General features: G+C 54.8%; 15 protein-coding genes. 10 read left to right on the plus strand and 5 right to left on the minus strand.

The genetic code is table 11. The annotated features are described in order from the left end of the window. Positions 1 to 91: 91 nt before the first annotated feature. Entirely contained in the window at positions 92 to 544 is a 453-nt protein-coding gene (locus EKL30_RS16850) for an Lrp/AsnC family transcriptional regulator (RefSeq protein WP_126708412.1), read from the plus strand. On the opposite strand, the gene EKL30_RS16855 is transcribed toward EKL30_RS16850, so the two are convergent. Further along, a complete protein-coding gene (locus EKL30_RS16855) occupies positions 545 to 985 on the minus strand; it encodes a CopD family copper resistance protein (protein ID WP_126708413.1) in 441 nt (146 codons plus the stop codon). Positions 986 to 1,249: 264 nt separating this feature from the next. On the opposite strand from EKL30_RS16855, the gene EKL30_RS16860 reads away from it, so the two are divergent. Continuing rightward, complete coding sequence (locus EKL30_RS16860; protein WP_126708414.1) at positions 1,250 to 1,747, plus strand: hypothetical protein; 498 nt, start codon at positions 1,250 to 1,252, stop codon at positions 1,745 to 1,747. A gap of 4 nt (positions 1,748 to 1,751) precedes the next feature. On the opposite strand, the gene gltX is transcribed toward EKL30_RS16860, so the two are convergent. After that, positions 1,752 to 3,161, minus strand: coding sequence for a glutamate--tRNA ligase (gene gltX / locus EKL30_RS16865; RefSeq protein WP_126708415.1), 1,410 nt, complete (start codon positions 3,159 to 3,161; stop codon positions 1,752 to 1,754). A 108-nt stretch (positions 3,162 to 3,269) separates the two neighbouring features. Here gltX and EKL30_RS16870 point away from each other — a divergent pair, with 108 nt between their 5' ends. Beyond that, on the plus strand, positions 3,270 to 5,741 hold the full coding sequence (locus EKL30_RS16870; protein WP_126708416.1) for a GNAT family N-acetyltransferase: 2,472 nt from the start codon (positions 3,270 to 3,272) through the stop codon (positions 5,739 to 5,741). A 4-nt stretch (positions 5,742 to 5,745) separates the two neighbouring features. On the opposite strand, the gene EKL30_RS16875 is transcribed toward EKL30_RS16870, so the two are convergent. After that, positions 5,746 to 6,417, minus strand: coding sequence for an alpha/beta hydrolase (locus EKL30_RS16875; protein ID WP_126708417.1), 672 nt, complete (start codon positions 6,415 to 6,417; stop codon positions 5,746 to 5,748). Beyond that, positions 6,414 to 6,974 (minus strand): ribosome biogenesis factor YjgA, encoded by a 561-nt coding sequence (gene yjgA / locus EKL30_RS16880; protein ID WP_126708418.1) that lies wholly within the window; start codon positions 6,972 to 6,974, stop codon positions 6,414 to 6,416. Before yjgA ends, EKL30_RS16875 begins: the two co-directional genes overlap by 4 nt. A 60-nt stretch (positions 6,975 to 7,034) precedes the next feature. Between yjgA and pmbA the strand changes: the two genes are divergently transcribed. The 7 genes from pmbA to erpA all read left to right on the plus strand — a co-directional run bounded on the left by pmbA (position 7,035) and on the right by erpA (position 13,197). Then, entirely contained in the window at positions 7,035 to 8,402 is a 1,368-nt protein-coding gene (gene pmbA / locus EKL30_RS16885; RefSeq protein WP_126708419.1) for a metalloprotease PmbA, read from the plus strand. 139 nt (positions 8,403 to 8,541) lie between these two features. Further along, positions 8,542 to 9,642, plus strand: a complete 1,101-nt coding sequence (locus EKL30_RS16890) for a TRAP transporter substrate-binding protein (protein WP_126708420.1) — start codon at positions 8,542 to 8,544, stop codon at positions 9,640 to 9,642. 235 nt (positions 9,643 to 9,877) lie between these two features. Beyond that, entirely contained in the window at positions 9,878 to 10,306 is a 429-nt protein-coding gene (gene rplM / locus EKL30_RS16895) for a 50S ribosomal protein L13 (RefSeq protein ID WP_126708421.1), read from the plus strand. Positions 10,307 to 10,315: 9 nt separating this feature from the next. Next, positions 10,316 to 10,708: a 30S ribosomal protein S9 gene (rpsI, locus tag EKL30_RS16900; RefSeq protein ID WP_126708422.1), complete on the plus strand. Its 393-nt coding sequence runs from the start codon at positions 10,316 to 10,318 to the stop codon at positions 10,706 to 10,708. Positions 10,709 to 10,858: 150 nt separating this feature from the next. Continuing rightward, on the plus strand, positions 10,859 to 11,923 hold the full coding sequence (gene argC / locus EKL30_RS16905) for an N-acetyl-gamma-glutamyl-phosphate reductase (protein WP_126708423.1): 1,065 nt from the start codon (positions 10,859 to 10,861) through the stop codon (positions 11,921 to 11,923). A 132-nt stretch (positions 11,924 to 12,055) separates the two neighbouring features. Next, complete coding sequence (locus tag EKL30_RS16910; RefSeq protein WP_126708424.1) at positions 12,056 to 12,769, plus strand: DUF6776 family protein; 714 nt, start codon at positions 12,056 to 12,058, stop codon at positions 12,767 to 12,769. Positions 12,770 to 12,828: 59 nt separating this feature from the next. Beyond that, entirely contained in the window at positions 12,829 to 13,197 is a 369-nt protein-coding gene (gene erpA / locus EKL30_RS16915; protein ID WP_126708425.1) for an iron-sulfur cluster insertion protein ErpA, read from the plus strand. 7 nt (positions 13,198 to 13,204) lie between these two features. On the opposite strand, the gene EKL30_RS16920 is transcribed toward erpA, so the two are convergent. Next, the gene (locus EKL30_RS16920) at positions 13,205 to 14,311 is read right to left on the minus strand and encodes an anhydro-N-acetylmuramic acid kinase (protein ID WP_126708426.1); all 1,107 of its coding nucleotides are present in this window, start codon (positions 14,309 to 14,311) and stop codon (positions 13,205 to 13,207) included. Positions 14,312 to 14,313: the final 2 nt, after the last annotated feature.

Raw genomic sequence — 14,313 nt, forward strand, 5'->3', positions numbered from 1 at the left:
CATGATAGACAGATAGCGCAGTGTTTTTATTGCGTTGTTATCACGTAAAATCCCTGACTATCGAAATGAACGTTTCGTAAACGGGCCTAATATGGATAAAACCGATATAAAAATCCTGAAACAGCTGCAGGAAGACGGGCGCTCATCGGCACAGCAGCTGTCCGAAAAGGTGGGCCTGTCTGCTGCGCCTGTATGGCGTCGAGTCAAGGCGCTCGAGGCCAGTCACGTCATACAGGGCTATTACGCTCAAGTCGACCGCAATAAAGTGGGCCTGCAAGGCTGTATGTTCGCGCAAATCAGTCTGGAACGACATTCGGCAGACATTGTTGAAAATTTTGAACGTTCAGTGCGTGATGCGCCGGAAATACTGGAATGCTATGCCGTAACGGGCGATTCCGATTTCCTGCTGAAAATTGTCGTGGCCAGTCCGGAAGCCTACGATAAATTTCTGCATCGTTTCCTGTTCAATTTGCCCGGCATACGGCAAACCCGCACCATCGTTGCGCTACGTGAAATCAAACACGATATAAAGCTGCCCTTATGATCACCACTTAAGGTACAGCATGGTCTTGGCCAAAAGCACAATTCCTATCATATGAATGAAAACGCTGACGTGTATGCGCTGCACATAGCGGCCTTTCAGCAGGCCTTTGTTGCCCAATATCATGGCGGTGATAAAGTGGCCGAGCACGCTCAATGCCAGTACGATTTTTATCGTTAACAGCGTACCGAAACTGCTGGCGAGTGGGTGGGCCAGAATCGTTCGATAATTCCACGCCATACCAATGCCGGCGCCATATAACACCAGTAGCGTCCAGGGCATGATCTGACGTGCGCGATTGCCGATTGCCGTTTCGACCTCGCGCATGGATTCCCGGCCTACGTGCTTGCGGATTCCTTCAAGTATCAATACTTCGAAGAACACCGTCCCGACAAATATCAGTGCTGCGAACAAATGCAAGGTAATCAAGACAGAATAGCTCATGAGAAGCGCGGCTCCTGGGGCAGCGAAAAAAAGATTTGTCCGCGTGATGCGTGGCGGGCAATACCGGCGACCGAGTACCAACGGTCTCGGATAGTGTAGGCCCACCCCCCGGTTGCTGGTCTTGCGCTACATCATGTCTTTGTGGTTTTGCAGGAAACCGGCAAGGGTCCGTCGGATCTGCGCAGCTTCCAAAAATTCTATTCGTATGAGTTGTTACGATCCGGCTAAAATCGTTCACGTTTCAAGTTTATAGGAAGGCCACTCATGTACGATTTCTTGCTCCGTCAGCGCACACTATTGATGGCGGCCGCCACTATGGTGTTCATTGCGGGTTGTGTGGCGCCGGTCACGGCTCCGCCCAAACCGCCCGCAAAACCCGAGGTGAAATGTCAGGCTGCTGCTGCGGGTGAAGCGCTCACAGGCAATTGGCTCAACGTGCGCAAGCAGAAGGGCGTGGCGGGAGAGCTCCGCACGCTGTTCACTTTGCATGCTGATGGCGCAATGTCTTATACGGAACAGTTGAAACGGGGCAAGAATCCATCGCAAGGCCTTGAAGAGACCGGTTGCTGGCAGCGCAAGCAACAAGCTCTGACTCTGCAAACGCTAGAATCCAATGGCGCGCCGGTCGATGTGAACGACCCCATTTACACCAACCGCTATACCATCGTTTCAGCCAGCGGCAACGTTATGACGCTGAAAGCTTCGGATGGCACAACGATCAGGGCCAAGCGGATGTCGCCTGGTTACCGCTTGCCGTTTTAGTGCTTTATACCGCTCCCAGCCGTTCCAGCACCAGATCGCGGCCCAAAATGGCCAGAACCGCGCCGATAGCGGGAGTCTGCTTTTGACCGGTCACAGCCAGGCGCAAGGGTACCCCCAGTTTGGGCATCTTTACGCCATGCTGGGCCAATATCGATTTGATCAGATCATCGAGCGAAGCGCTGGTCCAGTCTGACAGCGCTTCGGCCTGCTTTTTAAAATCGGATAGCAATGCGACCGCGTGTTCATCGAGATGCTCGGCACGCAATTCGGTATTGGCAGGGATGTAAGGTCCGCAGAAGAGCATGGCTCCATCTGCAAGCTGGTTAAGCGTTTCGGCGCGATCCTTAAGCAGCGACATAACGGCCGTCAAATCGACTGCCTGTGGATTCCCACACCGTTGCACGATGCGTGGCGCTACGCGTTCGGCTAGATCCGCATCGTCGCTGTTCTTGATGTAATGGGCATTGACCCAGTTCAGCTTCTTGGGGTCCCATTGCGCCGCCGATTTGCTGAGATTCCTGGTATCGAACCAGTCGACCAGTTGCTCTCTTGTAAAAATTTCGTCGTTGCCGTGGCTCCAGCCCAGCCGGGCCAAGTAATTCACCATGGCTTCGGGCAGGTAGCCTTCCTTGTCGTACTCCATGACGTTGACCGCGCCATGGCGCTTGGAGAGCTTCTCGCCATCAGGACCAAGAATCATGGGTACATGTCCGTATTCGGGCAATGTGGCGCCTAGCGCGCGCAGAATATTGATTTGGCGAGGCGTGTTATTGACATGGTCATCGCCACGGATCACATGGGTGATCTTCATGTCCCAGTCGTCGACCACCACACAGAAGTTGTAGGTGGGAGTGCCATCTGGTCGGGCAATGACCAGATCATCGAGTTCGGTATTGTCGAAGCTGATGGGGCCCTTTATCAGGTCGTTCCAGCCAGTGGCTCCGTCCAATGGATTCTTGAAGCGCACAACCGGCTTGCGGTCAGTCGGCACGGCGGGCAGGCTTTTACCCGGTTCCGGCCGCCAAGTACCATCGTAGCGCGGCTTCAATCCGGCCGCGCGCGCCTTCTCGCGCATGGCTTCGACTTCGGCTGGGCTGCTGTAGCAGTAGTAGGCTGTACCGTCGGCCAACATCTGTTGAACGACTTCCCGGTAACGGTCCATACGCTGCATCTGATAAAACGGCCCCTCATCGGGTTGCATGTTTAGCCAGGCCATGCTGTCTAAGATGGCCTGAACTGCTTCGGGCGTTGATCGTTCTACGTCGGTGTCTTCGATGCGCAGAACAAATATGCCCTTGTGGTGGCGCGCAAAAGCCCATGAAAACAGGGCAGTGCGAGCGCCGCCCAAATGAAGGTAACCCGTAGGGGAGGGTGCGAAACGTGTGCGAACTGCAGAAGGAGTAGACGTGGTCATTGAGAGTCGTTAGGCTTTGGCATGTGCCGGTTCAGCTAGCATGCACAGAATTGGAAGCAATGGTCTATTTTAGAGTACACAATAATTTTCGTTTGAAACGGATACAGTATGCTGCGACACCGCCTTGCCGCATTGTTTGAACCGAACACGCTTTTAGTGTTGTCCGACCGTCCTCTGCCCATCGTTCAAAGCGTGCCTCGCTCGCTGCAAGATACATTAACGATCGTCGACGCAAGCGAGGGCGCGTCCATTCGCTTGCCTGAAACCCTTAATGGGGTGGCGTCAGGGTCTCGTATAGATCAGGCCCTGGTTTGCGTGGCACCCCGGCGCATGCATGAAGCGCTTGCTGCGCTTAAAAGCTGCCGTCCCAGAATTTTGACCATCTTGCCGCACAGCATACCGCCGGCCAATCCAATCGAAGACATGTTCTTCTGCCGTACTTGGGGCGAGCTCAACGATTGCTTGATTCTCGGTCCGCGCTCATTTGGTGTGCAAAGGCCTCACCTGGGCATCAACCTCACTCATGAATCACACGTAGGGCTGGGGGGGCGCGTCGCTTTGGTGGCACAGTCCAGATCCATAACGGCATCGGTGCTCGACTGGGCGGAAGACGTCCGGCTGGGTTTCTCGGCGGTCGTATCGTTGGGGGACGAGGGCACGGTCGATGTCGCCGATGTGCTCGATTATTTAGCCATGGATCCGCGCACGGACAGCATTGCGCTGTACCTGGAAGAAGCCTCATCTTCACGGCGGTTTACCAGTGCCTTGCGTGCTGCCGCGAGTGTCAAGCCGGTGATTGTCCTGAAGGTTGGCCAAAATGCCGATGCAGCTTCGGCCGAAGACGCGGTGTTTAACGCTTTATTGCGCCGCGCCGGAGCGGTTCGCATACGCTATTTTGTTCAACTGTTCTCGGCCATCAAAGTGCTGGTCTACACCAGGCGTCCCCGAGGGCGCAAGATTGCACTTTTTTCCAATGGCGACGGGGCAGCCAAGCTTGCCCTGGACGTCATGGGAGACACTGCTGAAGTGTTTCGTGCCGATCTGGCTCTGCCTACCGTGAAGCTGCTGGAAGAGCTAATGGAACACGGCGCGGCCAATAACAACCCGGTTGTCACGTATGGGCCGCTTACGCCACAGAAGGTCCGTCAGATCGTTACTGTTCTGGTAGATGATCCCGGAGTTGATGGGGTGCTGGTACTGCTGGCGCCCGATCCTCTTTCCGACCTGCAGAGCGTCGCACGACAACTGGCGGACATCTCGCCCGACTCGCGCAAACCTATCATTACGTGCTTCATGGGCGACGCGACGATGCGACCTTTGCGCCACATTCTCGATAGCGTTGGAACGCCTGCATTTCGAACACCCGAGTCAGCGGCCAACGCTTTCGGAATTCTTGCCGCCTATCACTACAACCAAACGCTGTCTCAGCAAACCCTGCCCCCCGAAGCGTTAAGCAAGCCGCCACGACTTGACGAAGCCAGGGCTTTAGTGCGTGCAGCCCAAAGCCAGCGTAGAACTTGCCTTACGTTAGAAGAGTGCCGTCAATTGCTGGATTGTTTTCATGTGCCGATGCATTTCGCTGACATCGAAGAAGGCCTTGCGCCAGGCGAGCACGACGACGGCATTCCGATGTTCATCAAGGTAAGCCGCGACGCTAAGTTCGGCCCGTACATTACGTTTGGGCGCGGGGGGCAAGATGCCACGTTTTCGGACCCCTACAATGCCTTGCAGCTGCCTCCGCTTAATAGTTACCTGGCGCGGCAGCTAGTGGTACGAAGTGCGGTGTGGCAGCGTGGGTTGTCACGCCAAGTGACGCCAGCCGCATTCGCAATACTTCAGGAGTCACTGGAACGAATCTCTGGCCTGGTCAGCGAAATGCCCTCCGTGGATTCTTTGCTGATCGATCCCGTGTTTGCCGATGACATGCGATTAGTCGCACATTCAGTCCGGATCGAACTCACCACTCAATCGATGCTGGTGCTTCCCGAAACGACCCGCTACGAGCACATGGCGATTCATCCATATCCACGACGCCTGGTGCAGACTAAAAAATTTAAGGATGGCAATCCCTGGATGTTGCGGCCTATACGTCCGGAAGATGCAGAGCCCTTACAAGAGTTCGTGCGAGGCCTCTCCGACGAGGCGCGCTACATGCGCTTTATTTCCATGATGCGAGAACTGACTCCCCGCATGCTGGCGCGCTACACGCGTATTGATTACGACCGCGAACTTGCATTGATTGCAACGGTGCAAGTGCCTAATCCTGAACATCGCGGGCACCCGCGCGAACAAATCATTGGATTTGCTCATTACCTTCGTAACCCAGATGGGCGCGGCGCAGAATATGCGTTAGTCATTGGCGATGCATGGCAGCGCCGAGGTCTGGGTTCACAGTTGATGCGAGGCTTGATTGAAGCCGCCCAGCTGCAAGGCTTGACCTATATCGATGGCGTCGTTCTAGCGGCTAATCGCCCCATGTTAAGTCTTATGGCGCATCTGGGTTTTCGGAATGATCCCGATAACGAAGACCCCACCATGCGGCGTGTATGGCTGGATCTGGGTGAAGCCCATCAGGCGTAAAGCATTACACCAGAACCTTACGCAGGAATGTTGAGATATCCTGGACCTCGTCAAAGCAAACAGAATGCTGCATTGGATACGTCTTCCAGCTTACGTCATAACCCAGCGCTATCAGTTTTTGCTGGCTTGCCTGAGCCCGTTCAAGGACTATTACAGGATCCATGGTTCCATGCGCCAGAAAGATCGGCGTTTGCTGGTTGGCGGGATGCAGTTCGGCATCGATCAGGCTAGCCAGCGGTAGGTAGCCGGATAAGCACATCATCCCGGCCAGTTTCTGCTTCAGGCGCAGGCCGGTTTGGAGTGTCATGGCGCAGCCCTGCGAAAATCCTGCCAGGACGATATTTTCGGTCGGAACCCCGCGCGCATTTTCGCGGGATATCAAGGCTTCGATGGCGGCCTGTGAATCGCGCAGCCCCGCGTCATCTTCGCGCAGAACCCCTTGCGGCATGAAAATATCGTACCAAGCACGCATCGACATGCCGTTATTGATAGTGACTGGCCTTACGGGAGCGTGGGGGAATACGAAACGAATCGCGGGAGCGTCCTGCAGTTTAAGCTCGGGCACCAGAGGAGCAAAGTCGTTGCCATCGGCGCCCAGGCCGTGCAGCCATATCACGGCGTGACTCGGGTGAGGTCCGGTTTCGATCTCGATGGATTCAAGTAGGGTAGAGCTCATTTTTCTTCCGTGGAATCGTTAAGCGCCTTGATGGCCTGAAAAAGTGCGCGGTAATGTTTGCGTTGGGGATCCTGCCCGGCATGCAGCGCAGCGTTGTTCTGTGCTTCCTTGCGGCTGGCCCGTATCAAGGTACGAAGTTGCTGAATATCGGCGCCAGGATATTCTTTCAGCAGGCCTGTCAGTGCGTCATCGTCTCGGAGCAGCAAGTCGCGTAGTGCTTCGAGTCGGTGCATGGCAAGGGTTTGCTCGCGTGAACCGTTCTCCCATATGTCCAGCTGCGTGCGTATCGGGTCAGGATCCACATTGCGCATAAGTTTGCCGACATAGTGGATTTGCCGGCGCAAACCTTCACGGCTGGTGGTCTTTTGCGCCTGCCGAATGGCTTCGTAAAGCATCTCGGGCAGTGGCAATTGTTTGAGCCTGTCGTTAGACAACTCGACAAGTTGTTTGCCCAGATCCTGCAGCACAAGCATGTCGCGCTTGATTTGCGACTTGCTGGGCCTATCGTAGCCATCGTCTTCAAATTCGTTTGAGTCGTTTTCTGGGGTATTTGGCATGGAAGTCGAAAAAGTATTCTTTAATTAGCTATGATAACCGTCTAACCTGAAAGAGCAGCAATGACTGAGCAATCCATATCATATTTACCTATCTCTGAAAACCAAAGCCGCTTCCGCGAACTGGTGAACGATGCACTGAATCATGCCAAGGCGCTAGGAGCATCGGACGCTGCTGCCGAGATTTCCGAAAGTCGCGGCCTGTCGGTGTCGGTCCGCAACAAAGATATCGAAACCGTCGAGCAAACCCGCGATCGGTCGCTGGACCTTACTGTATTCGCCGGCACACGTCGAGGCTCGGCATCTACTTCCGACTTCTCCGCACAAGCGCTACGTGAGACAGTGGAGGCCGCCTGGCATATTGCACGTTATACCGCTGCCGATCCCGCCGCCGGACTGCCCGAGGCCGACCAGTTGGCCCACGATTATCCAGACCTGAAATTGCATCATCCATGGGATATTTCCGCCGAAGACGCCGCCGCGTTGGCGATCAAGGCTGAAACGGCGGCGCGCGATATCAGCCCACTGATCACCAATACGGACGGCGCCTCTGTTGATACGTATGAAGGTCATTTTGTACTTGGAAATAGCCGCGGGTTCATGGGCGGGTATCCCTACTCTCGGCACAGCATATCCGTAGCGCCCATCGCCGGCCGTGGTGTCAATATGCAGCGCGATTACTGGTACACATCGGCTCGCGATGCGTCTGATATGTCGGATCCTGCTGCTGTGGGGCGTTACGCCGCTGAGCGTACCCTGTCGCGCATGTCGGCACGCCGCATCAAGACGGGGCGTTTCCCCGTTCTGTTCGAAGCTCCACTGGCTGTGGGTCTTTTGGGTGCGCTGGTGCAAGCCACCAGTGGTGGCGCCCTGTATCGGAAGGCCAGCTTCCTGGTTGATTCGCTTGGCAAGCAGATTATGTCGGATCATATTGATATCTCGGAAAATCCGCATATCTCCGGTGCCATGGGCAGTTCGCCGTTCGATAACGAAGGCGTCCGCACCCAGGCGCGCGAACTGGTCGCGGCCGGGGTGCTTAATGGGTATTTCCTATCTACCTATACGGCTCGCAAATTAGGTATGCAAACGACCGGGAATGCTGGCGGTTCGCATAATTTGCATCTTGGCTCTCGCCTTACGCGCGCTCAAGACGACTTTCCAGGCATGCTGAAAAAAATGGGCACGGGCTTTCTGGTAACGGAATTAATAGGTCAGGGCGTCAACTATGTCAGCGGCGATTACTCGCGTGGCGCGTTTGGATACTGGGTCGAGAACGGGGAAATTCGACATGCCGTCCAAGAGGTCACCATCGCCGGCAACCTGGCCGACATGTTCCGGCAGATCGTCGCAGTCGGCTCTGACGTCATCACCCGGGGCTCAAAGTCCAGCGGTTCGATTTTGATAGAACAAATGTCGATCGCGGGCCAGTAAAGCATTCGTTGTTACGCCAATAAATAAAGCACGCGGGTCTAAGGGATTTACCCGCGTTACAAGACTTGCTACACAGTGTAATATCGACGATAGCAATTTTATTGCAATAAAAATTCGAATGCCCAAAGGAGAACTCGTAATGCAGCGTCGTTCATTTTTAAAGAAAGCAGGCTTGGGCGCCATGGCGGGTTCAGCCGTCGTAGCCGCCCCCGTATTTGCACAAAGCAATCCCAAGATCAGCTGGAAAATGACTTCCACTTTTGGTCCTTCGACACCACCGCTTTATAGTACGGCGCAGACTTTCTGCAAAATGGTCGAAGAGGCTTCCGACGGCAATTTCTCGATACGCCTCTATCCTGCGGGCGAAATTGTGCCAGGCTTCGGCGTCATGGATGCAGTCAGTAACCGCACGGTCGAATGCGGCCAGACGGCTTCGTACTATTACTACGGTAAAGACCCGTCCTTCTGTTTCGATACCGCGGTTCCTTTCGGCTTGAACGCGCGCCAGATGTATTCCTGGATGTACGAAGGCGATGGCATGAAGCTTATGCGCGAACTTTTCGCGCCACGTCACATCATTAATTTTCCATTGGGCAATACCGGCACACAAATGGGTGGCTGGTATCGCAAAGAAATCAAGTCCATCGCCGACCTGCAAGGTCTTAAAATGCGTACGGCCGGCTTTGCGGGCGAAGTGCTGTCGCGCATGGGTGTCGTGCCTCAGCAAATCCCACCTGGCGATATTTATCCATCGCTTGAAAAGGGCACCCTCGATGCCGTTGAGTTCGTGGGTCCTGTCGACGACGAGAAACTAGGTTTCCAGAAGGTCGCCAAGTATTACTACTATCCTGGCTGGTGGGAAGGCTCCGCTCAGGTTTCCCTGTACGTCAACGATGCAGCCTTCAACGGGCTTCCCAAGCACTACCAGACGCTCATTGATATTGCTTCGCGTGCTGCTGGCGGCAAATTGCTGGGCGACTACGATGCCAATAATCCGGCCGCGTTGCGCCGCCTTATCGGCGCCGGTGCCATTCTTAAGGCCTTCCCGCGCGACGTAATGGACGCCTCGTTCAAGGCCTCGAACGAAGTCTATAAAGAATTTTGCGACAAAAACGCCATGTTCAAGAAAATCTACGATAATTACATGGGCTTCCGCGACGGTATCGTGCCATGGTTCCGAGTGGCCGAAGGTTCCTATGACAATTATCTGGGTATTGCACTGGCAGGCCAGAAGAAATAAGCTCATTGCTGCTTGAACCACAAAAAAGCCACCATCGGTGGCTTTTTTGTTGGTCGGCGGCAGCATGCAGCAGATGCCAAAGGACTCAAGGTTTTGAAAAATCACAAGATATGCTAAGATTGTGGGCTTTTCTGGCTGATTTGCACGGGCGAAGTACAACGCTTAGGCATTGTTGTCACCAGAAATTTGCCTTACGGATGTTCCGTCGGGCTTATTTTGATATTTAGGAACCATCATGAAGACCTTTGTGGCCAAGCCGCATGAAGTCCAACGTGACTGGTACGTGATTGACGCCAAGGGCAAAGTCCTCGGTCGTGTGGCCAGCGAAGTCGCACGTCGTTTGCGCGGCAAGCACAAGCCAGAATTCACGCCCCACGTTGACACCGGCGATTACATCGTCATCATCAATGCATCGGAAATTGTTGTCACTGGCAACAAGGCACAAGACAAAAAATACTATCGTCACTCGGGATACCCTGGTGGCATAACTGAAACCACCTTCGAGAAAATGCAACAGCGTTTTCCTGGTCGTGCGATCCAGAAAGCCGTTAAAGGCATGCTGCCCAAAGGGCCGCTGGGTTATGCAATGGCCAAGAAGCTCAAGGTTTATGCCGGCGCCGAGCATCCCCACTCTGCTCAGCAGCCCAAACCGCTGGAATTCTAAGGATAGGTCATGATCGGTAATTGGAATTATGGAACAGGCCGCCGCAAAACGTCGGTGGCTCGCGTGTTCTTGAAGAAAGGATCGGGCAAGATCGTTGTCAATGGCAAGCCTGTTGACGAATACTTCGCTCGTGAAACGGGCCGCATGGTTGTACGTCAGCCTCTGGCGCTTACAAACCATCTGGAATCGTTTGATTTTCACGTCAACGTCCATGGTGGCGGCGAAAGCGGTCAGGCAGGTGCAATTCGCCATGGTATTACTCGTGCGCTAATCGACTACGACGAAACACTTAAGTCGCCGTTGAAGCATGCCGGTTTTGTCACACGCGATGCTCGTGAAGTCGAACGTAAAAAGGTCGGTTTCCACAAAGCTCGTCGTCGGAAGCAGTTCAGCAAACGCTAATTCTGCACAGGGCTTCGGCCTTGCGACAACAAAACCCCGGCCATGGCCGGGGTTTTGTTTTTATAAGGCTGGATTGTCCAGGTAAATTGCCTGCAAGCGTCAAGCTTGCTGCATAATCTTATTGTTAATGACATGTTCTCGGGAATGACTATGACTTCGGCAGGTGCAACACGGATCAAGGTAGGTATTGTGGGCGGTACAGGCTACACGGGCGTCGAGCTCTTGCGTTTGTTATCGCAGCATCCTAATGCAGAACTTACGGCGATTACGTCCCGCAAGGAAGACGGCATGCCTGTGGCGGACATGTACCCCAATCTGCGTGGCCGTGTCGATTTGCAATTTCAAACACCCGAGAAAGCGGCGCTCGACGAATGCGATGTGGTCTTTTTCGCCACCCCTCATGGGGTCGCCATGAGCCAGGCCGAATCGCTGCTAAAGAACAATGTGCGCATCATTGATCTGGCGGCCGACTTCCGTTTGCAAGACACCGGCATATTCGAACACTGGTACAAAATACCGCATTCCTGCCCAGCGATCCTCAAGCAATCGGTCTACGGTCTGGTCGAGCTCAATCGGGAAAAAATTGCGGGTGCCAAAGTCATCGGTAATCCCGGTTGCTATCCCACCACCGTGTTGCTGGGGTTGGCTCCGCTACTTGAAGGCGGAAGCAAGCTGATCGATACGTCAAATATAATTGCTGACTGCAAATCAGGCGTATCAGGCGCAGGCCGCAAGGCTGAGGTCGGTTCATTATTTTCAGAAGCGAGCGATAACTTCAGGGCGTATGGTGTCGCCGGGCATCGGCATCACCCGGAAATTTCCGAGCAGCTTGAAACGATCGCTGGCGGGCCTGTCGGCCTTATTTTTGTCCCGCACCTGGTGCCTATGGTGCGCGGTATGTTCTCGACCTTGTATGCTCGCATTTTGCCTGACGCCCTTGATACCGACTTTCAGGCTTTGTTCGAGCAACGTTACGCCAACGAGCCGTTTATCGACGTCATGCCCGCGGGTAGCTTGCCCGAGACCCGGTCGGTACGCGCATCCAACCATTTACGGATCGCCATCCACCGCCCTGATGGGGGCAATCAGCTGGTTATTCTGGTAGCGCAAGATAACCTCGTCAAGGGCGCTTCGGGCCAAGCCGTGCAAAACATGAATCTGATGTTTGGTTTTCCGGAGTCGGCAGGTCTCGAGCAGATCGCTATCTTGCCGTAACAGTGGGCCGTCAGCATTGCGGAACTGTTCGCTTCAAAACTTGTCTGTTTAACGATGAAGAGAAAAGTATCTGCTGCTGGGGAACCCGCCATCGCCCCAAAGCCAAACGGAAGCAATTCGTCGACTTGGCCAGTGCCTGCAGTACCGCCGACTACGCAGCGCAACACATACGTGCTGATTATGCTCGCTTTGGTAGCGGGGCTGGTAGTAGGGGCGGCGTCGGTGCATCTCTGGGTCGCCAGTCAGGCTATGCGAGCCAACGATGCCACGCAAGAGTCGCTTGCGGTACTGCTTACTGAAACGCGGGCGGAGCTTTTTCAGACTCATGCCCGGATTGACGCCTTGCAAGGCCAATTGACCGTCGAGGAAAGCACCCGCAAAGGGTTAGAGGCCTCTTTACAGCAAGCACAAGCTGAATTGGGCCTGGCGCGCGACCAGGTTGCTTTCTTTGATCAGTTGCTTCCCCCGGGGCCTGCTGGCTCTGTCAGCATACGGGCTCTTGATATTGAGCAGCGAGGCCCCAACTTGCATTACAGGGTGTTGTTAATGCGCAATAGCGCAGAAGAGCTGCCCTTTAAAGGCCTTATGCAGTTTGTCGCTAAAGGAAGTCGTCAGGGAAAAGCAGTTAAAATCGTTCTTCAGGCTCCCCAGTTGCCTGGCAATCTTGTTACCGCTAACGTCGATCCCTTAACAAGCGGCTTCGAGCTCAACTTCGATCAATTCCAGCGCAGCGGAGGTTTGCTGAGCATCCCTGACGGGTTCCTGCCACAGACGATCACCCTGAATGTGCTGGAAGGCACCAGGGTACGAGTTTCGCGCACGGTAAATGTATCAGCCGCCGAATAGCGGCTTGAGTGTTATAGTTGATTATTGGGCAGCCCTTACGGCTGCCATGGAGTACCCATATGAATACCCTTACCGAATCAGTAAACCTGCAGGCTCCGCCAACGCCTATCCTCTTCACCGATGCTGCAGCTTCTAAAGTCAAAGATTTGCTGGCCGAAGAAGGCAACCCCGAGCTCAAGCTGCGGGTGTTTGTGCAAGGCGGTGGTTGCTCGGGCTTCCAGTATGGTTTCACCTTCGATGAAACCATTAACGACGACGACACCACTATCGACAAAGAGGGCGTACAGCTATTGGTTGATCCCATGAGCTTCCAGTACCTGGTGGGCGCGGAAATCGACTACAAAGACGATCTGGAAGGATCGCAATTTGTCATCCGTAATCCTAACGCCAATTCCACTTGCGGGTGCGGGTCGTCGTTCTCGCCCTGACATCCCGTCAGGCGGGGTATGTGCACCCCAGAATGCTGGCATGGCGGGCGCCCGTTACCTTGGGCAACCCGGCGCGGTAGCCATTAACGTGGGCCCACGCCAGCCAGGCAAAAGCAAGCGCCTCCACCAGCTGAACGGGCACGCCAAAATCGGCTGTCGTTCGTAAAGGACATGGCAGGACGCGTTGAAGGTCTCGTATCAGGCCATCGTTTAGCGCACCTCCACCACATACCAGTACATCCCGGGTATCCGGGGCGTAACGCTTGATTCCGTGAGCAATCGTGGCGGCTGTCAGCTGCTGCAGGGTTGCTTGAATGTCGTTATCGGCCAGCGGTGGGCCTTCGAACGCATCAAGTCGCTGCATCAGCCATTTCCAGTTGAATAAATCCCGTCCGGTTGACTTGGGCGGCGCCAGCTCGAACCACGGTTCGCTGCGCAGCAGAAAGTCCAGCAAGGTCTGGTTGGCTTGACCGGTACTTGCCCACGAGCCTTGGGCGTCATACGCGACGCCGGTCTTATGCTGCACCCATAAATCCATTAGAACATTGGCGGGGCCCGTATCGAAGCCGCGAATATCGCCGTCGGGGCTTAATAGGGTCACGTTCGCTATGCCGCCAAGATTGAGCACAGCCCGTGCTTCCGAATGGGAAAATAGTGCATGGTGAAATGCCGGCACCAAGGGTGCACCCTGGCCGCCTGCAGCAACGTCACGCGACCGGAAATCGGCGACTACGGCAATGCCGGTGCGTTCAGCGAGCAGGGCAGGTGCATTGATTTGTATGGTAAAGCCTGCCGCTGGATCATGCCTGACAGTCTGCCCGTGCGCACCGATCGCGCAAATTTTATCGGGGCCAAGGTTTGCCTGTGTCAGGAGCGTTCTGGTAGCGCCGGCATACAATTCGGCCAGTGCGTTGCCCGCCAAGCTCGACCGCAGCAGTTCGTCCGGCCCAGTAATGTTCAAAGCGAGAAATTCTCGTCTGAGGGCGTCCGGCATGGCCAAAGACGAAGAGGCCAAAATGCATGGCCGATCGGGTGTTGAAAAATCGGCCAGCACAGCATCCACCCCGTCTGTGCTGGTGCCGGACATCAATCCAATAAACAGTGTCTGCGGCATGA

This window comes from Candidimonas sp. SYP-B2681, from assembly GCF_003971065.1.
Taxonomy (GTDB): Bacteria; Pseudomonadota; Gammaproteobacteria; order Burkholderiales; family Burkholderiaceae_B; genus Pollutimonas.

Coding starts and splice junctions, on each gene's coding strand:
- EKL30_RS16850 (WP_126708412.1), top strand. CDS start 92: ATGGATAAAACCGATATAAAAATCCTGAAACAGCTGCAGGAAGACGGG.
- EKL30_RS16855 (WP_126708413.1), bottom strand. CDS start 985: ATGAGCTATTCTGTCTTGATTACCTTGCATTTGTTCGCAGCACTGATA.
- EKL30_RS16860 (WP_126708414.1), top strand. CDS start 1,250: ATGTACGATTTCTTGCTCCGTCAGCGCACACTATTGATGGCGGCCGCC.
- gltX (WP_126708415.1), bottom strand. CDS start 3,161: ATGACCACGTCTACTCCTTCTGCAGTTCGCACACGTTTCGCACCCTCC.
- EKL30_RS16870 (WP_126708416.1), top strand. CDS start 3,270: ATGCTGCGACACCGCCTTGCCGCATTGTTTGAACCGAACACGCTTTTA.
- EKL30_RS16875 (WP_126708417.1), bottom strand. CDS start 6,417: ATGAGCTCTACCCTACTTGAATCCATCGAGATCGAAACCGGACCTCAC.
- yjgA (WP_126708418.1), bottom strand. CDS start 6,974: ATGCCAAATACCCCAGAAAACGACTCAAACGAATTTGAAGACGATGGC.
- pmbA (WP_126708419.1), top strand. CDS start 7,035: ATGACTGAGCAATCCATATCATATTTACCTATCTCTGAAAACCAAAGC.
- EKL30_RS16890 (WP_126708420.1), top strand. CDS start 8,542: ATGCAGCGTCGTTCATTTTTAAAGAAAGCAGGCTTGGGCGCCATGGCG.
- rplM (WP_126708421.1), top strand. CDS start 9,878: ATGAAGACCTTTGTGGCCAAGCCGCATGAAGTCCAACGTGACTGGTAC.
- rpsI (WP_126708422.1), top strand. CDS start 10,316: ATGATCGGTAATTGGAATTATGGAACAGGCCGCCGCAAAACGTCGGTG.
- argC (WP_126708423.1), top strand. CDS start 10,859: ATGACTTCGGCAGGTGCAACACGGATCAAGGTAGGTATTGTGGGCGGT.
- erpA (WP_126708425.1), top strand. CDS start 12,829: ATGAATACCCTTACCGAATCAGTAAACCTGCAGGCTCCGCCAACGCCT.
- EKL30_RS16920 (WP_126708426.1), bottom strand. CDS start 14,311: ATGCCGCAGACACTGTTTATTGGATTGATGTCCGGCACCAGCACAGAC.